Genomic DNA, 25,221 nt, shown 5'->3' on the forward strand with positions numbered 1-25,221 from the left:
CCTCAGAGGGAGGGGAGGTTGGCCAGGAGGGCGTCGAGAAGCGTCGCGTCATAGCGGCGCTGCCTGGGACGCAGCGCGTCCAGATCAACGTCCCACGGGTGCACCCGGCCGGGATCCGCCTTCTCCAGCGCGTCATACCATTCACGCAGTGGATCAGTGAGACGGGCATGCAGGTCAAAGGATTTACGATTCCGGGTGGCGTCATTGTCCTTCTGCCTGGTCAGCGTGTCCAGGGAAGGGAAATCCACCAGCACCGCATCAACAAAGCCGATGCGTTTTTCCACGATCGCCTCCCGCACCAGAGTGCATTCGAACTCGAAGCGCTCGATGGAATCCTCGCCGATCCGTGCCAGAGACCACGAATAGTGCAGCTTCATGGGATCAGAATCACAGTAGGCCAGACCGGTCTCGCTCTCCAACGACCTGGCGCTGTTCCACCGCGTGGTATTCACATTCGTCCAATAATGAGCCTGGACCTGCATGCCTTCACCTTCGGGCTCCTTACCGGTGGCCTGGTATTCCGCCACGAAAGTCTGATCCAGACCCCGGCAGAACGTGGTCTTGCCCGCGGCGCTCGGCCCCTCTACTGCAATGATCATGCATTCCAGACTAGTGATGTGGGCGGGCATCGGTGGCCAGTGACCACTGACTTTTTATTCCACTGCACCCAATAGAAACTTTTGTGTAAAATAGTCGCAATCCCGACAGGCTGACCCCCATGGATCTGCCTGTTTCCCTGCACAAGAGAAAAAGAGGTTACTCCTCCCTATGGAGCCCCCCGAGCGATCTATCTGGCCCGCCCACAGTGATTTTGACGTGTTGAGGCGGGTGACATCATGGTAGGCGCTGTTCTCACCCTGCTCTTCGGCATACTGGTGATCGCGGTCATCATCGTTATCAACGGTTATTTCGTGGCCCAGGAATTCGCCTACATGTCCGTAGACCGAACTCAGCTGCGCTCCCGTGCTGAATCAGGGGATAAGAAGGCATCCCAGGCACTGGCCATCACTGACCGAACGTCCTTCATGCTCTCCGGTGCCCAGTTGGGCATCACTGTTACAGGTCTGCTGGTGGGTTTCATCGCGGAACCACTGGTCGGCGAAAGCCTCGGCGTCCTACTCGGCGGTGTGGGAGTCCCCACTGCCGTGTCCGTTGGTGTGGGCACCATCCTGGCACTGACCTTATCCACGATCGTGCAGATGATCTTCGGTGAGCTGTTCCCCAAGAACTACACCATCGCCGCGCCGATGAAATCCTCCCTTGCCCTGGCCCCGTCGACCTCGATCTACCTGAAGCTCACCGGATGGATGATCAAGTTCTTCGATCTCTCCTCCAACGCCCTGCTGCGCCTCCTGCGGATCGAACCGGTCGAGGATATTGACTCCTCCGCCACAGCGGAAGACCTGGAGCACATTGTCAGCAGTTCCCGCCTGAGCGGTGATCTGGATGACCGGACCTTCCTCGTGTTGGATCGCCTGCTGGACTTCCCTGATCAAAACGTCGGCCACGCGATGATCCCCCGGTCACGCACCGACGTGCTGACCCCCGCTGCCACCATCGGTGAGGCACGGGATCTGATGGCCAGCGCCCACAGCCGCTATCCCGTGATCGATGATGAACACATCCCGCTCGGAGTTCTCCATCTCCTTGACGTCCTGGATACCGACCTGCCGGACACCACCCCGGTCACCGAGCTCCTCCGGGTAGCGGTGGTGGTTCCTGAACCGATGACCCTCCCGGATGTGGTGGATGAGCTGACAACACAGGGAGAGAAACTCGCCTGTGTCATTGATGAATACGGTGGCTTCATCGGCATCATCACGATGGAGGATCTGGCTGAGGAGATCCTGGGTGATGTCACCGACGAACACGATCTCCCCCACTCCGAGGACATCACACCCATGAGTGATCACGAGTGGCTGGTCGACGGCGATATCCCACTCGATGAGGTTGAACGTGTCATCGGGCATGACCTCCCCGAAGGTGACTTTGAAACCATTTCCGGACTTGTCCTGTCCCATGCCGGGGGCCTTGTTGAGGCCGGAGAGATCCACGACATCGAACTGGCCGCCGAACCCGACGATTTCATTGAAAGTAGCGAACCACCCCTGCGTATCCTCCGCATCAAGATCGAGGCGATCGAACGCCACGTCCCGGCGAGTGTCCGGCTCAACCTGATCGAACATGCTTCAACCACTGATGACCGGACTGATTCAGATGAACCGGAAACTACTGACACCGAGGAGGGTCGCTAACTCATGACTGACTGGTATATCGCACTTCCCGCGACCATCCTGCTCATCGCGCTGTCCGCATTCTTCGTGATCATTGAATTCGCCCTGCTCGCCGCCCGGCGCAACCGCCTGGAGGAAACCGCGGAAACCTCCGCATCCTCCCGCGCGGCTCTGCGCAGCCTCAACGAACTAACCCTCATGCTCGCCGGTGCCCAGCTGGGTATCACCGTCTGTACCTTTGCCCTGGGTGCGATCACCAAACCCTGGGTTCATTATTCGATGATGCCAGCCTTTGAGGCCCTGGGGGTTCCCCTCGCCGTGGCCGATGTCATCGCCTTCATCCTGGCGCTGTTCGTTGTCACCTTCCTCCACCTGGTGATCGGTGAGATGGCTCCGAAGTCCTGGGCGATCACCCACCCCGAATCCGCGATCAAGATCATCGCTCTGCCTGCCCGTGGATTCATCAACATCTTCCGTCCACTGCTGGCCTGGATCAACCGCATCGCCAACCGCCTGGTGGAATCCACCGGTGAGAAACCGGTGGAGCGGGCAGCCGCACGAGGCTACGATGCCGACACGCTTCGTATGCTCGTCGAGCATTCCCGCCTCACAGGCACCCTCGATGATGCATCCGCCACCCAGATCGCCGGTGTCATCGAGCTGGAGTTGACCACCATCGGTCAGGCCACCGACTCCCCCGGCAATGAAGTCAACATCCTGCCCGCCACGGCGACGGTCCACGATATCCAGATCGCCGCCAAGACCACCGGTCAGCTGCGTGTGCTGCTCAATGACCCTTCCTGGGATGTTCCCCGGGTGGTGCATGCACGAGACACACTCCTGGCGGACAGTACTGCAGCCGCAGTTGAATGGTCCCGGCCGGCGCTCTCCCTTCCGGAGACCACCACCATCCAGGAAGCCCTGGATAGGATGCGCGCCGAGAACGAACAGCTCGCCGTGGTCATCACCGTCAACAATGGTTATACCGTCCGCGGTGTGATCACCTGGGACTACATCCTCAGGCAGCTGTGGCCGAGCATTGAGAAACAACTCGACCGCTCACCTGGGCACCGCCGGGGCTAACAACATGCCGGGCCCATGTGTCGGTGGATTAAAACCCCACCCACGCATGGGCCTGTTTCTCATTCTCCAAGGTGCGCGTAAAACCACAATAGAAAACCCCCTGTCTCCCCGAATAAAATCCAGAGGAAACAGGGGGCCTGATGCAGGGCAGGTCAGGAAGCCACAGCCGCCATGCCTGTGCTGATCATCAGCGCAATGTTTAGCGCTTCTCCTTGATCTTTGGATCCGCTTTCTTGACCTGGGGGTTTGTGAAACACCAGGTCAAGAGTGGTCACCCGGGTTGCCCTGGTCGCCTGAACCGTGGTGTTTGCGCGCTGGTGCGGGATTTTTGCGGGATGGAACGGGAACCTTTTGATCCCTCCCACAGTCCAACCAGGGCTTGATCTTTTTAGACAACGACGATGAGCGGATTGCCGCCCGCAATCGCCGGGAGCTCCTTGATTCTCTCCTGATCTCCAGCGACCCTGACGATGGCGGACAAGGTCGTGGCGGAGTCATTGTTGAATCGGATTGTGGATGGCGCAGAGATCATCAACCTGGATGGGTCGAACATGAGGCTGAAGCCAACACTGAGTTAGTGAAGGGGTATCCATATTCAGAAGTCTCAGCCCCGGCGGCCTGCCACAACAATAAGTTAAGGCCTGTGATTGTGTTTGGCCGACTTTTTACCTGCCAAAAGAGCACGGCGGGTTAACTGCCCTTAATCGGGTTGATCAATAGACGATGATCACCGCGTTCGCTAACGCAATAAACGCCTCGATGACCCAGGGTACGACGCTCGGTGCACACCAGCAGCTTTTTAAAGCCCCGGTTATGCCAGGAAGTCCTCCGCTCCACCACCCACCGGGCACCAGCCTGCAAGGGCTCACCCTTGGTGCTGATCTCCCAATCGCAGCCGAGTTCAGTGAGTAGGCTGCGGGTCTTGCTTGAGTCGTAATCGGCATCTAAATGCACGGTGATCTCCTCGGGCAGGTGAAACCCGAAGCGGTCGAGTTTCTCCAACGTCGGGGCCAACAAGGGTGAATCATTCCGGTTCGCCCCGGCGATCACACACCCGATCGGGATACCGTTGCCATCAACCATCAACGAACGCTTCGTTCCTTGTTTTCCCCGGTCAACCGGGGATTTCCCGGCTGCGTCACCACCACACGGGGCTGTAACAATGCACCCGTCCACGCTGAGGTTATAGAGTTCCAGCCCGACGATCCTGTCGTAGGACTCTAGGCAGATCTGCTCCAGCTTCTCGAAAATCCCAGCGGTGATCCATTCATCCCGACGGGTGCGCAAGGTGGTGGCCGAACAGGTCGAATCAGCGATCTTGGCATAGGAGACACCGAACACCAGGACGTGGATGAGTTTGTCGAAGATGAATGGTGGAAGGGCCACGCTCGAGTGCTCCTGGATAATGATGAATTCTTGGTCGAATTCTTATCTACCAGGCCTCGTGCTTGCCTTATTTCATTACCCCGCCTGGAGCCCTGTCCGCGCGATCTCTAAGCCGTTCCTGGCAGCTTAGGACGATCATCAGTTATTGCTGATATCATCTCTGACTGATAACCTGGCAGCATGGCAAGCTGGGAAATCCGAACCGACTTCATTGATACTTGGCTGGACTCGCTCAGCGACGACGTCTATGACGCAGTGCTTGCCGCCATTGAGTACCTTGCCGAGCAGGGGCCGACCTGCGGCCGTCCATTCGTTGATACCATCTCGCAATCCAGACACAAGAACATGAAAGAGCTGCGGCCCCGTAAAAAATCAGTCGCTAAGAACATCAGGATCTTATTTGCCTTCGATCCCCACCGGCAAGCAATTTTCTTGGTCGCCGGAGACAAGACCGGCCAATGGAATAAGTGGTACAGCAAGAACATTCCCCTCGCGGATGAACGATTTGACCACCACCTCAAGCAACTCAAGAAAGGCAGCTAACAGTTACCTGCGTAAACACCCTGCCCCACCCGATGACAGATACCGCTTCCCCATAGCCCTTAAGGAGAACCCCATGACTTCACTCAATGACCTGCATCGACGCCGCCCCGGCAATCGCGAAAACATCGATCGGATCAAGGCCGGCATGTACGCCGACGCCAGGGCCTATCGCCTCCGCACCCTCCGCGAGGATTCTGGTCTCACCCAAGAGTCCCTGGCGAAAAAGATCGGGGTAGGACAGAACCGGATTTCCCAGATGGAGCACGGTCACCTCACCTCAGCCCGAGTGTCCACCATCCAGAAGTATGTTGAGGCTCTCGGCGGCAGCCTCGAGCTCACCGTTAAGCGAGCCGACGGAAGCACCGTCACTCTCCCGGTCGAAGAGGAACAGGAAGGTCTGGCAGACGCCAAATAACACCTAAAGACACAGCCTGGGATCCCCCTTCATGCGAGACTTCTCTAAGCTTGTCGTTTAACCTTTGGGGTTACGGGGTGGTGTGGATAAGAGCAGGCACGAGGCCTGGCACATACGGATTCGACCAGGAAAACGTACATGTCTCAGGAGCACTCGAGCGTAGCCGTTCCATCATCCATCATCGCCCCTCCCTCTGGGACCAGTTCGCCGCGCTGATCCCCCCACCTGATGTGTTCAGACGAGGGGGCATTCTTAGGCATATTCCTATTTGGCGGGATGGAGCAGGAAAAAACCCCCGGTTCTCACGCTGGGTGATGAACCGGGGGCTGGTCAATGGGGTTTAATTCAGTGACCTCACGCTATTGATTAGCGCTTCTCCTTGATGCGGGCAGCCTTACCGCGCAGTTCGCGCAGGTAGTACAGCTTGGCGCGACGAACATCGCCACGACGGATGACCTCGATGGACTCCAGGTTCGGGGAGTGAACCGGGAAGGTACGCTCGACACCGATACCGAAGGAAACCTTACGCACGGTGAAGGTCTCACGGATACCACTGCCCTGACGGCGGATGACAACACCCTTGAAGAGCTGGGTACGGGTGGTGGTGCCTTCGATGACCTTGACGTGAACGTCGAGGGTGTCACCGGGGCGGAAAGCAGGAACGTCGTCGCGCAGGTATGCGGAGTCGACCTTATCCAGAATGTTCATGAAAATGTCCTTTGACAGTCAAGGGAAAGAGGAGCCTGGCGGCACTTCCCCTGATGTGGGGCGCTCGGCCGGTTCGTATCCGTTTCAGTTTTGCGCCGCTGCCACGTACCGCAACCTCAAATGAGGCAGAGCGATATGCACAGTCAACCTGGATATTCTTTCATGTTCTCAGGGCAATGCCAAATCCCCTCCGCCACCATCGGATCATCTACACTGAAGGGCCAAACCCCCACGGGTGCCTGAGGTATCAGGCTGAGATCGCGCTGCAGTTCCGCGCGAGAACCGTATGAACCTGTCTGGTTAGCACCAGCGAAGGAAGAGAGGCTGGTCCCATGCGACCCATCCCTGATCTGCAGTGTTATCTCATCACCGGCCACGGATCCACGGAGCATGTCGTGGACGTGGCCCGCAAGGCTGTTGCCGGTGGAGCCCGGATGGTGCAGGTGCGCAGCAAACCCATCTCCGCGCGCGATCTCCATGCGCTGACCGAAGCCGTCGCCCGTGCGGTGGGCGATACCGCCCATGTGCTTGTCGACGACCGCGTGGACATCGCCCTGGCCCTGCGCCGCCGCGGACTCCCGGTCCACGGGGTGCACGTCGGGCAGGATGACCTGCATGTCCGCGATATCCGTGCGCTGCTCGGCGAGGATGCCCTCATCGGCCTCACCACCGGCACCCGCGAGCTGGTGGAGCAGGCCAATGAGTTCGCCGATGCGATCGACTACATCGGTGCCGGACCTTTCCGCCCCACCCCCACCAAGGATTCCGGCCGCACGCCCCTTGGCATCGAGGGTTACCGCGAACTGGTGAGGCTGTCACGGGTACCGGTGGTGGCCATCGGCGATGTCACCGCCGATGATGCCCAGTCCCTCGCTGCCACCGGAGTCGCCGGTCTGGCCGTTGTCCGTGGACTCATGGATGCTGATGATCCCACTGCCTATGCTAGGCGCCTACTCACCGGATTCGAGGCGGGAAGCCGATGAGCAGCGTCACTGTTATCGGCGGAGGGCTCATTGGTCTGGCGTCAGCCCTGCGTCTGGCGGATGCCGGGCACACCGTCACCTTGATGGATCCCTCCCCCGCATCCGGGGCCACCCATCACGCCGGTGGCATGCTCGCACCTGTGGCTGAGGTGGTCTACCGGCAGGAGGATCTGTTTCCGCTGATGGTGCGCTCGGCGGAGTTGTATCCGGGGCTGCTGGAGGTCGTCGCAAAGCACACGGACCTGCCCACCGGGTACCGGAGGGAGGGCACCATGGTGGTGGCCGCGGACCGGGCGGATTCAGCGCATCTATCGGAGTTGGCGGACTACCAGGCCACCCACGGTATGGCGGTTGAGCGCCTGCCGGTGCGTCAGGCACGCGCACTGGAACCGGCGCTGAGTCCCCAGTTGGCTGGAGCCGTGCTGATCCCGGGAGATCACCAGGTTAATCCGCGGATGTTCGCCACAGCACTGCTGGATGCGCTGCACAACCTCGGCGTCACCGTAGTGCGGGAACGCGCCACCGCGCTGCCCGATGATGAACAGGTGGTACTGGCCAATGGTCTGGGTGCCGGCGAGCTGTATCCCGGACTCCACTTGCGCCCGGTTTACGGCGATATCCTGCGCCTGGGTGTTCCTGATCATCTGCAGCCCCTGCTCACCCGCGTGGTGCGCGGCTTCGTGGAGGATCGGCCTGTCTATCTCATCCCACGCACTGATAACACACTCGCCATCGGTGCCACCTCGCGGGAGGATAACCGTCCCATCCCGCGTGCCAGCGCCGTGCATGATCTGCTGCGTGATGCCATCCGCCTGGTGCCCGGCATTGAGGAGTGCGATTTCCTAGAGGCCACCACCGGGGCCCGCCCGGGCACCCCGGATGATCTCCCCTACTTGGGAAGGGTGGATGAGCAGCTGATCATCTCCACCGGCTATTTCCGCCACGGGATCCTACTGACGGCGCTGGCCGCAGATGCCACCCTGGCGCTGGTGGAGGGCCGCGATCCAGGCATTGACCTGCGCGCCTGCCACCCGCACCGACACCATAAACCTGTTTCAAAGCAAGGAGTTTCATCATGAACCTGACCGTGAACAACCAGTCCGTGACCACCGATGCCACCACGCTGGAGGGCCTGGTCGAGGAGACCCTCGGCAGGCTTCCCGAGGCCGGCGTGGCCGTGGCCGTCGACGGTGACGTGGTGCCCCGTTCCCAGTGGAACCGCGACCTCGAAAGCGGCCTCACCATCGATATTCTCACCGCCGTCCAGGGAGGCTGAACAGATGCTCACCATCGCCGACCGCACCTTTGACTCCCGCCTGATCATGGGCACCGGTGGTGCCACTTCGATGGCCATGCTGGAAGATTCCCTTGTTGCCTCCGGGACGGAACTGACCACGGTGGCCATGCGCCGTCACGCCGCCACCGCCGGGGATGGTGGTGAATCCGTCTTCGAGATGCTGCGGCGTCTCAACATCGCACCGCTACCCAACACCGCCGGGTGCCGCACCGCCCGCGATGCTGTCATCACCGCGAAACTTGCCCGTGAAGCATTGGGCACCAACTGGGTCAAGGTTGAGGTCATCGCCGATGAGCACACCCTGCTCCCCGATGTGGTTGAACTCATCGACGCCTGCGAACTACTGGTCGCCGAAGGGTTTATTGTCCTGGCCTATACCTCCGATGATCCCGTGGTGGCCAAGCGCCTGGAGGATGTCGGATGTGCCGCGGTCATGCCCCTGGGCTCCCCCATCGGCACCGGCCTGGGCATCCTCAACCCGCACAATATTGAATTGATCTGTTCGCGCGCGACCGTGCCGGTGCTCCTGGATGCCGGCGTGGGTACCGCCTCCGATGCGGCACTCGCGATGGAGCTCGGATGCGATGGCGTGTTGCTGGCGTCTGCGGTCAACCGTTGTCAGGACCCGGTGACCATGGCCCGCGCGATGCGGTTAGCCGTGGATGCCGGACACCTCGCCCGCACAGCCGGGCGCATCCCCAAACGCGACCATGCCGTGGCCTCCTCTAGTTTTGATGGACTGGTGTCCTGGTCGGATCAGGTGCTGTAGATGACACTTCCGGATACCGAACTGCGCCGCACCGCCCGCCAACTCGCCCTGCCTGGTTGGGGAACCTGGCAGCAAGAACGCCTGCACAATGCCCACGTGCTGGTCATCGGCGGCGGTGGCCTGGGTTGTCCCGCCATGCAATCACTGGCATCTGCCGGGGTCGGGCACATCACCGTCATTGATGATGACACCGTGGACATCACCAACATCCACCGCCAGATCCTCTTCGGTGCCTCCGATGTGGGCCGGCCCAAGGTGGAGGTGGTGGCGCAGCGTCTGCACGAACTTCAACCCGACATCACGGTCACCCCATTGCAGAAGCGGCTGACCGTGGAAAACGCGGTGGAGCTGCTCGGTGAGGTTGATCTGGTCCTCGATGGCTCTGATTCCTTCACCACCAAATACCTCGTGGCGGATGCCGCAGAGATCACCGGCACTCCCCTGGTCTGGGGCACGGTGCTGCGCTTCCGCGGTGATATCTGTCTCTTCACCGATGGTGTGGGGCTGCGTGATCTCTTCCCCGCCCAACCCACCGGTGATTCCATCCCCGACTGCGCCACCGCCGGGGTGCTCGGTGCCACCACCGCCATCATCGGCGCGCTCATGGCCACCGAGACCATCAAGTTCCTCGCTGGTTTACCCACCCAACCGGGACGGATGCTCAGCTACGATGCCCTGACCGCCACCACCCGCAGCTTCACCGTGACCGCTGACCCGGCGCGCCCCCGGGTGACGGAACTACAGGCGACCTATGCCGATGCGGTGTGTGCCCTCGGGCCGACTCCAACAGAGCTGCTGGATGAGGTCCGCTCCGGCGCGGCAGTCCTGCTGGATATCCGTGAGCCCCATGAGTATCTGCTCAATGATTCACTGGCTGAGCTGACACCGGTGCGGTTGCCGCTCTCGGCGATCTCTGGCCGGGAAACGGTTGAGCAGGCACTCGGGGATGCCCGGCGCGTTGTGGTGCACTGCGCCTCCGGTGTGCGCAGCGCAACCTTCTGTGACCAGTACTCGGACCTGGATCATGAGCTGCTCAACCTGCCCGGTGGCATCAACGGGTTGGTTTAACGCCCAAGCCCGGCGCGTTTGAGTGCGTCGGCCATCGCGCCACCCGCAGGCGTTGGCTGTGCTTGTCGACGCTGCCCCTGCCCGCCACGGTCCCCCGCCCTGCCGGCGGAACGGTTGTCAGTCTGTTTGTCACGGCGCTGGCCTGAATTCTGGTTCTTGCGCTTCGGTGCGGGCGCGCCGGGTTCATCGGTCAGGCGCAGTGACAGACCGATGCGTTTGCGGTCCACATCCACGTCCATGACCTTGACCTTCACCACCTGGCCCGAGCGGACCACTTCATGCGGGTCGGAGATGAACTTGTCACTCATCGCGGAGACATGGACAAGTCCGTCCTGGTGGACTCCCACGTCCACGAAGGCCCCGAAGGCTGCCACGTTGGTCACGGTTCCCTCGAGGATCATGCCGGGGTTTAAGTCGGAGAGTTTCTCCACGCCTTCCTTGAAGGTGGCGGTCTTGAACTCCGGGCGCGGGTCACGGCCTGGTTTATCCAGCTCCGCGATGATATCGGTCACGGTCGGGATGCCGAATTTCTCATCGGCGAAATCAGCTGGGCGCAGTGTGGCCAGCAGGGCTGAATTGCCGATGAGGTTGTCCATCCCCACTCCGGTGGCCTCTACGATGCGACGCACCACCGGGTAGGCCTCGGGGTGCACCGCGGAGGCGTCCAGTGGGTCTTTACTCCCATTGATACGCAGGAAGCCGGCGCACTGTTCAAAGGCCTTCGGTCCCAGGCGCGGCACCTTGTTCAATTCCTTGCGGGAGGTGAAACCCCCGTTGTCATCGCGGTAGGCCACGATGTTATTCGCCAGGGTGGAACTGACACCGGCCACCCGGGTGAGCAGTGGTGCGGAGGCGGTGTTGAGGTTGACGCCGACTGCGTTCACGGCATCCTCGACCACGGCGTCGAGGGTTTTGGCCAAAGCATGTTGGTTCACATCATGCTGGTACTGCCCCACGCCGATGGCTTTGGGTTCGATCTTGACCAGCTCAGCCAGAGGATCCTGCAGGCGCCGGGCAATCGAGACTGCACCGCGCAGGGACACATCCATGTCGGGGAACTCATCGGCTGCAATCCCGGAGGCGGAATACACCGAGGCACCCGACTCAGAGACCACCACCGGGGTGGGGCGGGTACCGCCGGCCTGTTTGATCAGGTCAGCAACCTCACTAGCGAGCTTCTCGGTCTCACGGGAGGCGGTGCCATTGCCCACCGCCATCAACTCCACTCCGTGGGTGGCGCAGAGGCCCGCCAGTTCCTGCACCGCATCGGTCCACCGGTTCTGTGGCTGATGCGGGTAGACGATCGTGGTATCCAGTGCCTTACCGGTGGAGTCCACCACAGCCACCTTCACACCATTGCGGAAACCCGGGTCCAGACCGATGGTGGCGCGCTGACCTGCGGGGGCCGCCAACAGCACATCACGGAGGTTGGTGGCGAAGATATCCAGTGCCCCGGCCTCGGCTTTTTCCTTCAGGCGCATGCGTACATCCAGGCTGGAGGACACGTAGAGCTTGGTGCGCCAACCCCAGCGCACTGCTTCAGCCAGCCAGCTGGAGCGGGAGGTGTCCAGATCAAAACGGTCCGTAATCATGCCCTCGTACAGGGTGTCCTCCCCTGCATCCAGGTTCAGTTGGAGCACTCCCTCGTTCTCACCGCGGAGCAGCGCCAGGATGCGGTGTGAGGGCAGGGACTCAAAGGATTCATTGAATTCGAAGTAGTCCTTGAACTTGGACCCTTCAGTTTCTTTTCCTGCCACCACGGAAGCGGTCATGGAGCCACGTTTGTACATCTGTTCACGCACCCCACCCACGAGGTCAGCGTCCAGGGCGAAGCGGTCAATGAGGATGGCTCGGGCCCCCTCCAGGACCTTTTTGGTGTCCTCGAAACCTTCGGTGATGAAGGAACTGGCCGCATCAGATGCATCGGTTGCCGGGGCGTGGATGAGCTTATCCACCAACTCTTCCAGACCGGCCTCCCGTGCGATATCCGCCTTGGTCCTGCGTCGTTTCTTGAACGGCAGGTAGAGATCCTCCAGGCGGGCCTTGGTCTCACACCCGAGGATCAGTGCCCGCAGGTCCTCGGTGAGCTGGCCCTGCTCCTCGATTGCAGTCAGAATTGCCTGCTTACGGTCTTCCAATTCACGGAGATAGGTCAGGCGCTCCTCCAGCTGTCGCAGCTGGGTGTCATCCAGACCGCCGGTGACTTCCTTGCGGTAACGGGAGATGAAGGGGACGGTGTTCCCTTCGTCGAGAAGCTTGATGGCCGCAACCACCTGCTCCTCCCTGACACCGAGTTCGCGGGCGATTGCGCTGGGAATTGAGATCACTGACATTCTGGCGATTCTAGCGTGGAGTGCGGGGTGCACGCCCGGGTGGGTGGATCACCTGGCGTGGTTAGAACCCACAGGGGGCGGATAGATCAGCTTCGGCAATGGCCACATTGCGGATCAGTTCATCCCCGCCCACCCACTCGTTGACCAGCACCTCTCCGGGTGCCAGCGCCATGATGTCAGTCATGGTGGCCGATACCTGTGGGATGGCCTCATCCTTGCCCTTAACCGACCCATCGGTTCTCACGGACGAAATGATGAGCAGGTCGGGACTCTCCCTGGCTTCCAGGGACTGGCCCACACTCCAGGGTGATTCTGGGGCGTTCATGTTCACGGCTAAGGTCCCTTGTTGTGGCTGATCAGCAACCACGGTTCCCAGGGTGGGGTTGACCTCACTGTCCCGCAGGTGCTCCCGGCCCGCCACGATGTGGACCTCGGTCACGGCGTACTCACAGGTGATCACGTGAACGATCAACTCACCACGGTCATTCACAGAAAAGGCTGTCTCGCCCCGGACATCGGCTGTGATGAGGTTGCCGCAGGAGGTGAGCCCAGTCAGTGCCAATACTGCGCATGCCGCACTGGCTGCAAGGGAGAAGGGACGTGTCATTGCTCAAGGTTACAGTCCCCCCCTCGATCCGCCACGGGATTAGAAATCGCTGAGTTTATCCTTGGTAAAGGGCACGCGTGCGGCGTTGAGGATGGCCACCACATCGATGATCTCCTGGGCAATCGCCCCCATGAGCGGGGTGAGCCAGCCGAATACCGCCAGCACCATGCCGAGGAAGGACAACACCATGCCCCCGATCGCGGTCTGCAACGCGATCCGTCGCATGCGTTTGCCGATGTGGATCAGGTTATCCAGGCGTTCCAGGGAGGAATCCAGCACCACCGCGTCAGCAGCCTCGATGGTCACATCGGATCCCGCACCGAAGGCCACCCCCACGGTTGCCGCCGCCATCGCGGGGGCATCGTTGATGCCGTCGCCGAGGAACATCGTGGAGCCATGCTCATTGTGTTCACGGACCAGAGCCAGTTTCCCCTCGGGGCTGACACCCGCGTGGACGGTGTCGATGCCCACTTTGCCCGCCAGGTATTCCACCTCGGAGGCGCGGTCACCGGAGATGATCATGGTCTCGGTCGTTCCGTGTTTCCTGCCCAGGTGGGAGATGAAATCAGCTGCTGATTTCCGGGGTTCATCGCGGAACTGGATGAAGGCGGCGAACTGGCCGTTAATCAGCATCACCGACTCCATGCCCGCCTGGTCCTGCGGGAGAAACGATGAGTCCGACAGACCTTTGCGGTTGGTTAATCTGATTTCATGCCCGTCCACCATTCCGGTGAGACCCTGGCCTGGTTTCTCTGACACGGAGGTGACCAGGAGCGTCTCAACGCCCCGGTCATCCGCCTCGGCGACGATGGCCGTGGCCAGCGGGTGGCGTGAATAGCGTTCCACGGCTGCAGCGAGCGACAGCGCATAATCATCGTCCAACCCCTCAGCTGTCTGGAAGTGGGTGATCCTGGGGCGCCCATATGTCAAGGTTCCTGTCTTATCGAACATGACGGTATCCACCTTGGACACTTCTTCCAGGATGCCCGGGTTCTTAATGATGATGCCCCGCTTGGCAGCCAGATTGATCGCACCGATGATGGCTACCGGTACACCGATGAGCAGCGGACACGGCGTGGCGATCACCACCACCGCCAGGAAACGGGTGGGGTCACCGGAAATGATCCAGCCGATCGCTCCCATCGCCAGTGCCAACACGGTGTACCACGCCCCCAGGCGGTCAGCGAGCCGGCGCATCTGCGGACGGTTCATCTCCGCCTCACGCAGCACACCCACGATGGTGGCATAGCGGGAGTCCTCTGCCAGGGCGGTCGCCCTGATCACCAGGGCGTCATCAGCGTTGATGGCACCCGACATGACCTCGGACCCTTCGGATTTACTCACCACATAGGGCTCACCGGTCAGATAGGACTCATCCATCGCGCCATGTCCGGAGATCACCTCGCCGTCCACCGGACACAGTTCATGGGGTAATACCACCAGTGCATCGCCCATTCGGACATCATCGATCGCGATGTCCTGCGTGGTGCCGTCACTCAGTCTGCGGTGGGCGATCTGGGGAGCACGCCTGGCCAGTGCGTCCAAGGTGGCCGAGGCCCTCTTGGAGGCCGCCTCCTCCAGTGCCTCACCACCGGAGAGCATCAGCACAACGATGGCCGCCACCAACCATTCCCCGAGCAGAACCGAGGCGATGATGGACACCGCCGCCAGGGTGTCCGCCCCACCGCGGGTGGCGATGGCGGATTTCATCACATCCATACCCAAGGGGATGCCGCCGCCAATGATGATCGCCATCAGAGGCCAGGACGCGGCAAACCCCTCCAGCCCGAGGACAAAACGGAGGATGAGGTAAACCGCGATCGCCACCAGTGTGGCGGTGGCGATGACGCCATCCCGGGAGCTGAAGAAATCACGGAAACGGTTGGGTTGTTCAAGATGGTGGACCTGGAGTTTGGTAGCGGTGCCCATACCCCCAAGCATAGCGTCCGAAAATCGCCCTCACCAACCTGGATAGGATTACCTTATGGGATTTATGTCCATCGAACCCCTCCGACTAATTGCCATGTTGCCATGCGCATGACGCGGTCACACCTGGCTGGGTGGCGCCCTCGAGGGAGGTCCCGTACCAATACGTACCCTTGGGAAGCGACTTCACCACGAACTGGGTCAGATCCTTGAGATCAGCGTTGGACTCACCATTGACCACCACCCGGTGGAGCACCTCCACGATGGGTGGGTAACCTTCGGTCTGGGCGAAATGGGTGACCAGCATATTATCCGGTTCGCAGGTGAGATCAACGGGCTGCGCATGGATCTCAGAGACGTTATACCCGACCTTCTTCAACCCATCCGGCATGGCGGTTAACGCCCTGGTCCATTCCTCAGGTCGGATGAGGATATTGAGGTCAGTGGAAACTACACGCATCGCAGGACTCCATTCAGCTGGTGCTTTTATAGTGCCAACCGTACCCTGCCCACTGATCCCACAACAGGGGTTCAGGACTGGGTCTTCCGCAAAGTTTCCTATATCTTCTTTGCCTGCTTACGGGCCCGGAGTACCGCGATCGCAACCAGGGCCAGGGTGATCCACAACAGGTAACGGTTGATCACATTGACCACCTCCAGCACCTCTTCACCGAAGGTATAACCCAGCCACATCATCAGACCGTTGATCACGAGGATGCTCACCACATTCCAGGCCAGCATCACCGACAGCCCGATCTTCAGCAGACCCGCCACGGCATTGAGAATAGTTCCAGGCACCGGACCGGGCAGATACCCCACCGGGATCAGGCCGAGGACCCACCTATACATCGTGGGTGATTCCTTCTCCACGGCATTCTTGAACACCCGGTGGGCACGCGGCATGTACTGGAGCGACATCTCGATGAACTCCATGCCCCAGCGCCTGCCCATGAGCCAGTAGATGGGCATGAACTTCACGGCGCCCACCACGGTGCACAGGAGGTACACCCAGAACACGCCATTGCCCACCGATGCGTTGGCCCCACCGACCACGGCGCTGGTATAACCACCCACCAGCAAGGTGTAGGCCAGCGGATGCGAGAGCAACCAGGCACGCAGGGGAATCAGGGCAATTGCGAAGATACCCATGGCCATCAGCGCAATGAAGAGCGCGATGTCCGTCTTCCCCGGGTTGGAGAGGAACGTGGGCAGATCCTGGGCAGGGGCCTCAGTGGGCTCCCCGGTGGACTGGTTTTCGCCGTGCTCTGCGGTGTCTTCTGACTTCTCGGTCACACGTGGTCCTTAAAGGTTGATGGTGGTAACTGCGCTGATGTTAGTCCAGTCCGAGGACTGTGCGGTCCTGCGCGGTGAGATCCACGGCGTCGAGAAGCTCAGGCCGCACCCGCTGGGTGCGCAACAGGGACTGGTCACGGCGCCACCGGTCCACCTTGGCGTGGTTGCCGGAGAACAGCACCTCCGGCACGTCCAGCCCGCGCCAGGTGCGTGGTTTGGTGTAGGACGGGCCTTCGAGCAACCCGTCTGAGAAACTGTCCTCCTCGTGCGAGCGGCGGTTGCCCAGCACACCGGGGATCAGGCGCACCACGGCTTCAGCGATGACCAGCACGGCCACCTCACCGCCGATGAGCACATAATCACCGATGGAGACCTCCCGGACACGGTACCGGTTGCGCGCATCATCGATCACGCGCTGGTCAATGCCCTCATACCGGCCGCAGGCAAAAACGATATGGCGCTCATTCGACCACGCCTGCGCATCTGCCTGCGTGAACGGCGCCCCCGCCGGGGTGGGCACCAGCAGCAGCGGTAAATCTGCATCCTCGCCCTCATAAGAGTGCTTGTCGACGCCCGCCAGCTCGTCGTGGCGCGCAACGTTTCTGTGCGGGGTCGCGGACTCCAGTTGCCAGCCAGCCACCCGGCCAGCGGCGACATCATCGAGTGCCGGGCCCCAGACATCCGGCTTCATCACCATGCCGGGGCCACCGCCATAAGGTGTATCATCCACGGACTTGTGCCCACCGGTGGCCCAGCCACGCAGATCATGCACCCCCACCTCCAGATAATCATCCTCGATGGCCTTACCCAGCAGGGCATGGCGCAGCGGATCCAGGTATTCCGGGAAGATGGTCACCACGTCCAGGCGGAGGCGGCGGGTATCGGCATTGTCGTTGGCACTAGTCACGGCATTCAATCTACCAATGACCTCCGGTGGCTTTGACTACAGATCCAACAGGCCCTCCGGCGGGGTGATCGTGGCGGTCCCCTCCTCCAGATCCACATCCGGAACAATGGCATGGACGAACGGGATGAGAACCTCCTTGCCCGATGCCAATTCCACCTCCAGGATCTCACCGGCAGGCCCGTGCATGACACCGGTGACCACACCGATATCCGCACCTTCATGGATGATGCGCAGACCCTCGAGCTCGTGGTCGTAGTAGGCCTCATCATCGCCGTCCTCGCGCTCCATGGGGGCGGCGAAGAACCGGGTGCCACGAAGAGAATCGGCTGTGTTGCGGTCTGCAACTTCACGGAATTTCACCAACAGACGCCCCTGGTGTGCACGCGCACCATCGATGGTGAGGGTATGTTCCTTACCCGCCTGCCGCCCCTGCAGCACCTCGCCCAGGGCATAACGGATATCAGGATCGTCCGTGGTCACCTCAACCACAACTTCCCCCCGGATGCCGTGGGACTTGATCACTTTGCCGATCTGCAGCTCTTCTGTCATGGGTAGAAATTCTAGGCCACCGGGGGCTGATAGTGGCAGTCCGCCCGACCAAGTGAGAAACCGACGGCTCCCATCCGGGATGATTTAACCGCAGTCGATCCGTGTTAAAGACTATCGTGGGCACTCAAGCCCACTCCATTGCAGCCAGGATGAAAGGACACCCCACATCTCATGAGCACCGACATCGAAGGTCTGACCACGGTCAACCTCCCAGAAGCCAGCGCGGTCCCGGACACGGATCGCAAGCTCCCCGCCACCAGACGCATCCTCAAGGCAGATGGTGTGGATATGATCAGTTTCACCTTCTCCCCCGACCAGGTCCTCGGTGACCACAGTGCGCCGTACCCCATCACTGTCCAGTGCCTGAACGGTGAGGTGGATTTCAGTGTCGAGGGAACCACCTTGCGCATGGAGGCAGGCATGCTGCTGCATCTGGAGGAGGGAATCCCCCATCATGTTCAGGCAACCCCGGAAGCCACGGAACCCGCCACCATCCTGGTCAGTCTCCTCACCGGTGAGCGGGGGGGCACGGTAAACCAGGTAGTCACAGGAGGAAATCCGGTCTCGGCCTAGCGGTGACGGCCCGGACCTTCCCGGCCCTGCATTACGTCACAAGCTTCGCGGGAAAACACCCCATAAGTCCGGGATTCCTGTGACGTTATGCAGGTTTTATCAAGGGTAGGAACGCAAAAACCCATTCCACCCACGAAGGGAGGAACGGGTTTTAAGCTGGGCAGGGTTTATGCCTCTTCGGAAGCAGCCTCTTCAGCTGGAGCTTCCTCAGCCTCGGTGGATTCTGCAGCAGCTTCTGCAGCGGCAGCCTTCTCAGCAGCAGCCTTCTCAGCTGCCTCCTTGGCTTCCTTCTCCTCGCGGGCCTTCTTCTTCTTCTCGGTGATGGCCTCAGCGGTAGGACCGTTGTTGGCCTCAGCCAGAGCCTGGTTGAAGAGCTCAAGCTTGGATGGCTTCTCCTCGGCGACACGCAGGGTACCCTCGGCGCCATCGATGCCCTTGAACTTCTGCCAGTCACCGGTCACCTTGAGCAGTGCAGCAACGGACTCGGTTGGCTGTGCGCCAACGGAGAGCCAGTACTGAGCGCGCTCGGAGTCGATCTTGATAACAGATGGCTCCTGCTTCGGCTCGTAGATACCGATGTTCTCGATGACCTTACCGTCGCGCTTGTTGCGTGCATCAGCGATGACAACGCGGTAGTGCGGGGTACGGATCTTTCCGAGACGCTGGAGCTTGATCTTGACAGCCATGTGTTTTCCTCACGTGGTCACTGGGCAGTACAGACACCCACCTCTTGTCGGTGAGCCGGTTCAACCCTTCTTATTTAACCTGCGTGTGACTACACCGGACGACCGGGGTCGTTGGCGGTATGACGCAGGAAAGTCTTGGTGATGCCGCACCCATCCGGGCGCAGACAACCTAAACAACTTTAGCGGTTGACAAACAGAAAACGAAATCCCCGTGATTCACATCGAAAATGCCGCGGTGTGAGGTTTTTCAGACACGTGCGTGCATCCCGCTCAACGAGTAGATTCCTTAGTGTGCTTCCAATTGCCTCTGGTAATGATGACCATAACCTGATCAACCATGTCGATGGTGGACGTTTTGATGAAATCATGCTCACCGGTGACCTCACCGGAATTGGCAGGTTCCTCACCAACGCCGGCCCTGATGCCCGCGATGACCACGACCGCACTGTGCTCATGCGCGCCGCTGAGGCGGGAAATCTGATGGTGGTCGCCCGCCTGCTGGATCTCGGCGCAGACCCCACCCTGACAGATCCACAGGGCACCACCGCGGTACACCTGGCCGCAGTGGCAGGTGATGACGGTGTTGTGGAGATCCTCATCCATGCTGGTGCTCCTGTGGATTCCCTGGACAGTCAGCACCGCACTCCCCTGTGGCACGCCGCCGCCAATCATCTTCCCGACTCCGCCGTGGTGGAGGTTCTGCTCCGCGCCGGAGCAAATCCCCGGCACCGGGACATCAACGGTGTAAGTCCCGATGATCTGATGTGAAGCACTACCTCCCCATCCGCTGGCAGTGTGTGTATCAGCGGATGACGCTGCGCATGCGGGACATGGCGATGCCACCGAAGACCAGGCCCCAGGCCGCGATGATGGCAACGGTCATCAACGGTGTGATCTCAGTTCCAAACAAGTCGATGCGGGTGCCGTATCCGAATTGCAGTTCCTCGAACATCTCCGGTGGGAAACCCACCCCTTCCAGGGCTGGTTCTGCAACAGGTCCTCGAACGAGCATGGCAGCCGGGGCGAACGGCATGATGTTCATGAAGTTGATCACCATGTCCGGCAGCGCAAGCGGTGGGATATAAGCACCAGCCAGGAAGCCAGCCAGCGTACCCACCAGACTGGCCAGACCGGACATCGCCGCCTGCGAGGTCACCAGGGTCACCAGGAACGCGGCGATCCCGGAGAACGCCGCCGTGAGCAGGATCAGGACGCCGTACAGCTCCACCAGACCGCTGAGGGTGAGCGTGGCATGCCCCAGCAGGGTCAGCGCGGTGACCCCGACCACCACCTCGACGGTGAGGATCACCATGGTGATGATGATCGCCGCGAGGATATAGGAGAAGGTGAGTTGCATCCGGCTCACCGGGGACACCAGGAAATCCTTCACCCTGCCCTGGGTGCGGTCCTCCACCAACACGCCGAGCCCTGCTTGAGGCACGGTGATCGCGGAGGTGACAAGTATTCCGGAGAACACCCAGTTGAGAACGAAGGTGGAAACGTCATCGCGGGCTTCAGGCGGCAGGCTTTCCGAGAGGGAATCGATCTGCATCTTGCCCAGGAAGAGGACATAGAGGACAAACAGGACGAGTGCACCCAACACGGAGAACAACACCGCCCAACGGTCTCGGAAGAAACACATCAGGTGGCGGCGTGTCAATGACCAGATCATGATGCCACTCCTGCGACAGGTCCGGATACATGGGTTCCGGGTGTGCCGGTAACTGAGAGGAAAACATCATCCATGGATCCATGGCGGATCTCCACATCGAGGATATGATCCAGGCCCAGCGCGATCCGGGCAGCCTCGAGTCCGTCGTCCACCACCACCCTGACGCGGTCACCGTCAATGGTGACCTCCCGGCCCGGCAGCTGTGCGGCCACCCATCGTGGATGGTCGGTGCGGAGTACCAGCTGGGTAGGTGAATACTGGGCACGCAGCTGCATGGGTGTGCCAGCTGCAACCTCCCGGCCACCGTCGATGATGAGGACATCATCCGCCAATTCGGTCTCCTCCATATAATGTGTGGTCAAAAACACGGTCAGGCCGGCATCATCGCGCAGGGAGTTGATCGTCTCCCACACCTGGTGCCGGGATCGCGGATCCAGACCGGCTGACGGCTCATCAAGAAAGAGGATAACCGGGTTATGCAGCAGTGCCCGGGCGATATCGGTGCGGCGCTTCTCGCCACCGGAGAGCAGTCCGTATCGGCGATCGGCGAAGCCGGTGATACCGATGCGGTCAATCACCTCATCAATCCTCATGCCATCAACCCCCGGGTATAACCGCGCCCGTGATTCCAGGTTCTCGCGGGCGGTGAGGAGCGGGTCCAGCACTGACTGCTGGAATACCACGCCGATTGACTGGGCAGACGGCCCCTGACCGAGGATCTCAACCTGACCGGAGGTGGGGGTGATGATGCCGGTCAGGCACGAGATGGTGGTGGTCTTTCCTGCCCCGTTTTCCCCCAGGAACGCAAATACCGATCCTTTTTGAACAGCGAAACTCAAAGAATCCACGGCGACATTCTCGCCGTATTTCTTCACCAGGTTTTCAACTCGCAGGATCGTAGTCATGCCACCTTCTCAAGAGGTTTCAGGGAAAGCCATCCTCGTGTCTTCCACCTGTGATTAACGTACTACCTCTGATTGTTGCTCACGGGGGCGACTCCTTACAAACCAGCCACACAGCAGTATGACCAGCCCCACGCCGGTGACGATCCACCACAACGGGGTCCAGGCCTGGGAAGGATCAGTGGACGTAGTATCCCCCATCCCCGCGAGGAGGATGGAACCGAAGATTGCTGCGCCAAGGGAGTTTCCACCCTGCCTCGCGGTGGAGGTCACGGCCGCTGCGGTACCGGCTTGGTCCCTGGGGAGTCCGGATACGGCAGCGTTGGTGATCGGGGTGTTCACAATTCCGAAACCGACCCCGTACACCGCAAAAGCAAGTCCCAGATACCACAGTGGGGTGCTGGCGCTTAAGAAGGTGAGAAGAAAACCTCCAACAGACATGACTGCTCCGGCGATCATGAGCGAGGGGGCGGGACCGTAGCTTGCCACCAGCCGACCGGATACCGGGGAGAAGATCGCCACCATCACGGCCAGCGGTAGGAGCATGAGCCCGGCTTCCATCGGGGTGAGCCCGCGGAGATCCTGCAGAAACAATGTGATGCTGAACAGGGTGCCCGTGGTGGAGATGAAGGCCAGCACCGCAGAGATCACAGCCACGCTGAAGGACCTGGACCGGAAGAACGCCGGTGCCAACAAAGGCTCGTCGGTGTGGTTCTCCCACCAGATGAATGCGCCGATCGATATGCCTGCCAGCGCGAAGGCGCCAAGGACCAGGAGATGATCCCAACCGAGCGCACCACCCTGGATCAGAGCGATATTGAGCCCCACAAGGAAGAGGATCATCAGGATCTGTCCCGGTGGGTCGAGACGCCTGTGCGTACGGGCCTTGGATTCAGGGATGAACCTGGCTGAGAGCACAATCGCTGTGATCGCGATCGGGATGTTGAGCCAGAATACGGCCCGCCAGCTGATCAGATCAACGAGGAGCCCGCCTATGGGTGGTCCCAGTGCCATCGATACACCGATCACGCTGCTCCAGGTGCCCAGTGCCCGTGCCCGGGTTCCCGGTTCGGTGAAGGTGTTGGAGATGATCGACAGGGCGACCGGATTGAGCATGGAGCCACCCAGGCCCTGCAGAACACGGGCTGCGATGAGGATCTCAGCATTAGGAGCCAGGGAACTCAGGAGGGAACCCACGGTGAACATGGACAACCCGAACTGGAACACCCTGCGGCGGCCGATCCGGTCCGCAACAGATCCGGCGAGCATGAGGAAACCTGCGGTGGATAACGAATACGCACTGAGTACCCACTGCAACTGGGAGACACTGGCGTCCAGTGACTCACCGATGGCGGGCAGCGCCACGCTGACGGCATAGCCATCCATGCTGACGATGAAGACGCTCAGACAGCAGGTGTAGAGCAGAATCGTCCTGCCTCTGCCGCTCAGTTCATCCAGTGTCCGTGCCACCGCCACGTGAAGCCCTCCATACTTGATTGACCTATTCAATATAGACCCACGGGCAGGTGAAAGCGGGGCACTGATGAGGAAGTCCTCATCAGTGCCCCGCTTGGGTTCACCCGGCGTGCGGGCTATTTCTTGCCAAAGTCCAGGTTGTTGAGATCGATGTTCTCCATACCCTTCGGCAGCTTCGGCATACCCGGCATACCGCCACCCGCCCCACCGAGCTGCTTCTGCAGCTCCGCGAGGTCAGGCATTCCGGGCCCACCCATGCCCGGCATGCCCGGCATACCTGGCATTCCCGGCATGCCACCCATCGGCATCCTTGGCTGGGTTGGGCCCTTCTTCGCGGGTTTGCGTTTGCCGTTCTTGCCCTTGCGGCCCTTCGCCTGCTTCTTGGTGGCGCTGCGTCCGGCTGGACCCATGCCGAACTGGCCAGCCATCTTGCCCATCATCTTCTTGGCTTCGAAGAACCGCTCCACCAGCTGATTCACATCGGAGACGGTCACACCGGAACCACCGGCGATACGCTTGCGACGGGAGGCGTTGAGGATCTTGGGATCATCGCGCTCCGCCGGGGTCATGCCGCGGATGATGGCCTGGATGCGGTCCAGGTGCTTCTCATCCACCATGTCCGCCATATCGGTCATCTGCTTGCCACCGGGCAGCATCTTGAGGATATTGCCGATCGGACCCATGCGGCGGATCATGAGCATCTGCTCGAGGAAGTCCTCCAGGGTCAGTTCACCGGACCCCAGCTTTTTGGCTGCGGCTTCAGCCTTGTCCTGATCCATGACGGATTCGGCCTGCTCGATGAGCGAGAGCATATCGCCCATGCCGAGGATGCGGCTGGCCATGCGCTCAGGGTGGAAGACATCGAAGTCCTCGAGCTTCTCACCGGTGGAGGCGAACATGATCGGCTTGCCGGTCACTTCACGGATGGACAGCGCCGCACCACCGCGGGCATCGCCATCAAGTTTGGTGAGCACCACACCGGTGAAATCAACACCATCGCGGAAGGCCTCCGCGGTGTCCACGGCGTCCTGACCGATCATCGAATCGATGACGAAGAGGACCTCATCCGGGTTGACGGCGTCACGGATGTTCCGGGCCTGTGTCATCAGCGTGTCATCGATGCCGAGACGGCCGGCGGTATCCACGATCACGATGTCATGCTGGGTCCGCCTGGCTTCTTCAATGCCTGCCTGGGCGACAGCGACGGGGTCGCCGTGGCTGGTGCCCATCTCGTGCTCGAAGGAGTCGATGCTGGTGCCGGGGTCCGGTGCGAAGGTGGTGACACCTGCACGCTCACCCACGATCTGAAGCTGCTGGACCGCACCTGGTCGCTGCAGGTCACAGGCGACCAGCATCGGGGTGTGTCCCTGGGCAGCCAGGTGCTTGGAGAGCTTTCCGGCAAGTGTGGTCTTACCTGCACCCTGTAGACCGGCGAGCATGATCACGGTCGGTGGGTTCTTGGCCAGCTGCAGGCGGCGGGTCTCACCACCGAGGATCCTGACCAGTTCCTCGTTGACGATCTTGATGACCTGCTGGGCGGGATTCAGCGCCTGGGAGACCTCGGCGCCAACTGCGCGTTCCTTGATGCGGTTGATGAAGGATCGCACGACGGTGAGCGAGACGTCGGCTTCAAGCAGGGCAAGCCGGATCTCACGTGCGGTTGCATTGATGTCTGCCTCGGTGAGCTTGCCTTTGCCGCGAAGGCCCTTGAGGGCATTGTTCAACCGATCGGACAGTGACTCAAACACGAATGAACTCCCAGTGGTTCTAGAGTGCGGGGTTTCTAATCCCCCTATGGTAGCCGGTCATCC

At 60.8% G+C, this 25,221-nt stretch carries 26 protein-coding genes, 1 pseudogene and 1 riboswitch; of the genes and pseudogenes, 11 read left to right on the forward strand and 16 right to left on the reverse strand.

The window, feature by feature from the left end; translation table 11 throughout:
• Nucleotides 1-2 precede the first annotated feature (2 nt).
• Nucleotides 3-599 (reverse strand): hypothetical protein, encoded by a 597-nt coding sequence (locus tag CFAEC_RS08665; protein WP_290276017.1) that lies wholly within the window; start codon nucleotides 597-599, stop codon nucleotides 3-5.
• 237 nt (nucleotides 600-836) lie between these two features.
• Here CFAEC_RS08665 and CFAEC_RS08670 point away from each other — a divergent pair, with 237 nt between their 5' ends.
• On the forward strand, nucleotides 837-2,255 hold the full coding sequence (locus tag CFAEC_RS08670) for a hemolysin family protein (protein ID WP_290276019.1): 1,419 nt from the start codon (nucleotides 837-839) through the stop codon (nucleotides 2,253-2,255).
• A gap of 3 nt (nucleotides 2,256-2,258) precedes the next feature.
• The gene (locus tag CFAEC_RS08675) at nucleotides 2,259-3,317 is read left to right on the forward strand and encodes a CNNM domain-containing protein (RefSeq protein WP_290276022.1); all 1,059 of its coding nucleotides are present in this window, start codon (nucleotides 2,259-2,261) and stop codon (nucleotides 3,315-3,317) included.
• Nucleotides 3,318-3,705: 388 nt separating this feature from the next.
• Here CFAEC_RS08675 and CFAEC_RS08680 read toward each other — a convergent pair whose 3' ends face one another.
• Entirely contained in the window at nucleotides 3,706-3,870 is a 165-nt protein-coding gene (locus tag CFAEC_RS08680) for a hypothetical protein (protein WP_290276025.1), read from the reverse strand.
• Nucleotides 3,871-4,036: 166 nt separating this feature from the next.
• Nucleotides 4,037-4,685, reverse strand: a pseudogene (locus tag CFAEC_RS08685) (IS5 family transposase); the annotation flags it as partial.
• A gap of 198 nt (nucleotides 4,686-4,883) precedes the next feature.
• On the opposite strand from CFAEC_RS08685, the gene CFAEC_RS08690 reads away from it, so the two are divergent.
• Together CFAEC_RS08690 and CFAEC_RS08695 are read left to right on the forward strand one after the other, a co-directional pair.
• Nucleotides 4,884-5,246, forward strand: coding sequence for a type II toxin-antitoxin system RelE/ParE family toxin (locus tag CFAEC_RS08690; RefSeq protein WP_290276027.1), 363 nt, complete (start codon nucleotides 4,884-4,886; stop codon nucleotides 5,244-5,246).
• 73 nt (nucleotides 5,247-5,319) lie between these two features.
• Nucleotides 5,320-5,661: a helix-turn-helix domain-containing protein gene (locus CFAEC_RS08695; RefSeq protein WP_290276029.1), complete on the forward strand. Its 342-nt coding sequence runs from the start codon at nucleotides 5,320-5,322 to the stop codon at nucleotides 5,659-5,661.
• 366 nt (nucleotides 5,662-6,027) lie between these two features.
• Here CFAEC_RS08695 and rplS read toward each other — a convergent pair whose 3' ends face one another.
• Nucleotides 6,028-6,369 carry a 50S ribosomal protein L19 gene (gene rplS / locus CFAEC_RS08700; protein WP_290276032.1) on the reverse strand — a complete coding sequence of 114 codons (342 nt, stop codon included), beginning with the start codon at nucleotides 6,367-6,369 and terminating at the stop codon, nucleotides 6,028-6,030.
• Nucleotides 6,370-6,590: 221 nt separating this feature from the next.
• Nucleotides 6,591-6,704, forward strand: a riboswitch (TPP riboswitch).
• Here rplS and CFAEC_RS08705 point away from each other — a divergent pair.
• From CFAEC_RS08705 to CFAEC_RS08725, 5 genes are all read left to right on the forward strand, one after another.
• Complete coding sequence (locus CFAEC_RS08705) at nucleotides 6,702-7,352, forward strand: thiamine phosphate synthase (protein ID WP_290276033.1); 651 nt, start codon at nucleotides 6,702-6,704, stop codon at nucleotides 7,350-7,352. It overlaps the preceding riboswitch by 3 nt.
• Nucleotides 7,349-8,431: a glycine oxidase ThiO gene (thiO, locus tag CFAEC_RS08710; protein ID WP_290276034.1), complete on the forward strand. Its 1,083-nt coding sequence runs from the start codon at nucleotides 7,349-7,351 to the stop codon at nucleotides 8,429-8,431. Before CFAEC_RS08705 ends, thiO begins: the two co-directional genes overlap by 4 nt.
• Nucleotides 8,428-8,628 carry a sulfur carrier protein ThiS gene (gene thiS, locus CFAEC_RS08715; protein WP_290276037.1) on the forward strand — a complete coding sequence of 67 codons (201 nt, stop codon included), beginning with the start codon at nucleotides 8,428-8,430 and terminating at the stop codon, nucleotides 8,626-8,628. The genes thiO and thiS overlap by 4 nt, the downstream gene beginning before the upstream one ends.
• 4 nt (nucleotides 8,629-8,632) lie before the next feature.
• A complete protein-coding gene (locus tag CFAEC_RS08720; RefSeq protein WP_290276039.1) occupies nucleotides 8,633-9,418 on the forward strand; it encodes a thiazole synthase in 786 nt (261 codons plus the stop codon).
• Nucleotides 9,419-10,486, forward strand: coding sequence for a ThiF family adenylyltransferase (locus CFAEC_RS08725; protein ID WP_290276041.1), 1,068 nt, complete (start codon nucleotides 9,419-9,421; stop codon nucleotides 10,484-10,486).
• On the opposite strand, the gene CFAEC_RS08730 is transcribed toward CFAEC_RS08725, so the two are convergent.
• From CFAEC_RS08730 to rimM, 7 genes are all read right to left on the reverse strand, one after another.
• Nucleotides 10,483-12,819, reverse strand: a complete 2,337-nt coding sequence (locus CFAEC_RS08730; RefSeq protein ID WP_290276042.1) for a Tex family protein — start codon at nucleotides 12,817-12,819, stop codon at nucleotides 10,483-10,485. The genes CFAEC_RS08725 and CFAEC_RS08730 overlap by 4 nt on opposite strands.
• Before the next feature lie 61 nt (nucleotides 12,820-12,880).
• Nucleotides 12,881-13,426, reverse strand: coding sequence for a hypothetical protein (locus CFAEC_RS08735; protein WP_290276045.1), 546 nt, complete (start codon nucleotides 13,424-13,426; stop codon nucleotides 12,881-12,883).
• Between the two features lie 39 nt (nucleotides 13,427-13,465).
• Nucleotides 13,466-15,355, reverse strand: coding sequence for a heavy metal translocating P-type ATPase (locus CFAEC_RS08740; RefSeq protein WP_290276047.1), 1,890 nt, complete (start codon nucleotides 15,353-15,355; stop codon nucleotides 13,466-13,468).
• Between the two features lie 85 nt (nucleotides 15,356-15,440).
• Nucleotides 15,441-15,812 carry a hypothetical protein gene (locus tag CFAEC_RS08745; protein WP_290276049.1) on the reverse strand — a complete coding sequence of 124 codons (372 nt, stop codon included), beginning with the start codon at nucleotides 15,810-15,812 and terminating at the stop codon, nucleotides 15,441-15,443.
• Nucleotides 15,813-15,910: 98 nt separating this feature from the next.
• Entirely contained in the window at nucleotides 15,911-16,645 is a 735-nt protein-coding gene (locus CFAEC_RS08750) for a DedA family protein (protein WP_290276052.1), read from the reverse strand.
• Nucleotides 16,646-16,685: 40 nt separating this feature from the next.
• Complete coding sequence (gene trmD, locus CFAEC_RS08755; protein WP_290276054.1) at nucleotides 16,686-17,561, reverse strand: tRNA (guanosine(37)-N1)-methyltransferase TrmD; 876 nt, start codon at nucleotides 17,559-17,561, stop codon at nucleotides 16,686-16,688.
• Between the two features lie 27 nt (nucleotides 17,562-17,588).
• Nucleotides 17,589-18,101, reverse strand: coding sequence for a ribosome maturation factor RimM (rimM, locus tag CFAEC_RS08760; RefSeq protein ID WP_290276056.1), 513 nt, complete (start codon nucleotides 18,099-18,101; stop codon nucleotides 17,589-17,591).
• 171 nt (nucleotides 18,102-18,272) lie between these two features.
• Here rimM and CFAEC_RS08765 point away from each other — a divergent pair, with 171 nt between their 5' ends.
• Nucleotides 18,273-18,674: a cupin domain-containing protein gene (locus CFAEC_RS08765; protein ID WP_290276057.1), complete on the forward strand. Its 402-nt coding sequence runs from the start codon at nucleotides 18,273-18,275 to the stop codon at nucleotides 18,672-18,674.
• 167 nt (nucleotides 18,675-18,841) lie between these two features.
• Here CFAEC_RS08765 and rpsP read toward each other — a convergent pair whose 3' ends face one another.
• Nucleotides 18,842-19,360, reverse strand: coding sequence for a 30S ribosomal protein S16 (gene rpsP, locus CFAEC_RS08770; protein ID WP_290276058.1), 519 nt, complete (start codon nucleotides 19,358-19,360; stop codon nucleotides 18,842-18,844).
• Between the two features lie 291 nt (nucleotides 19,361-19,651).
• On the opposite strand from rpsP, the gene CFAEC_RS08775 reads away from it, so the two are divergent.
• Nucleotides 19,652-20,128, forward strand: a complete 477-nt coding sequence (locus CFAEC_RS08775) for an ankyrin repeat domain-containing protein (protein ID WP_290276059.1) — start codon at nucleotides 19,652-19,654, stop codon at nucleotides 20,126-20,128.
• 34 nt (nucleotides 20,129-20,162) lie between these two features.
• Here the strand turns inward: CFAEC_RS08775 and CFAEC_RS08780 are convergent, their stop codons facing one another.
• From CFAEC_RS08780 to ffh, 4 genes are all read right to left on the reverse strand, one after another.
• A complete protein-coding gene (locus CFAEC_RS08780) occupies nucleotides 20,163-21,032 on the reverse strand; it encodes an ABC transporter permease (protein ID WP_290276061.1) in 870 nt (289 codons plus the stop codon).
• Nucleotides 21,029-21,937: an ABC transporter ATP-binding protein gene (locus CFAEC_RS08785; RefSeq protein WP_290276063.1), complete on the reverse strand. Its 909-nt coding sequence runs from the start codon at nucleotides 21,935-21,937 to the stop codon at nucleotides 21,029-21,031. Before CFAEC_RS08785 ends, CFAEC_RS08780 begins: the two co-directional genes overlap by 4 nt.
• Nucleotides 21,938-21,991: 54 nt before the next feature.
• Complete coding sequence (locus tag CFAEC_RS08790) at nucleotides 21,992-23,404, reverse strand: MFS transporter (protein ID WP_290276065.1); 1,413 nt, start codon at nucleotides 23,402-23,404, stop codon at nucleotides 21,992-21,994.
• A gap of 122 nt (nucleotides 23,405-23,526) precedes the next feature.
• Nucleotides 23,527-25,158: a signal recognition particle protein gene (gene ffh / locus CFAEC_RS08795; protein ID WP_290276067.1), complete on the reverse strand. Its 1,632-nt coding sequence runs from the start codon at nucleotides 25,156-25,158 to the stop codon at nucleotides 23,527-23,529.
• Between the last annotated feature and the right edge of the window lie 63 nt (nucleotides 25,159-25,221).

This window comes from Corynebacterium faecale (assembly GCF_030408735.1).
GTDB lineage: Bacteria > Actinomycetota > Actinomycetes > Mycobacteriales > Mycobacteriaceae > Corynebacterium > Corynebacterium faecale.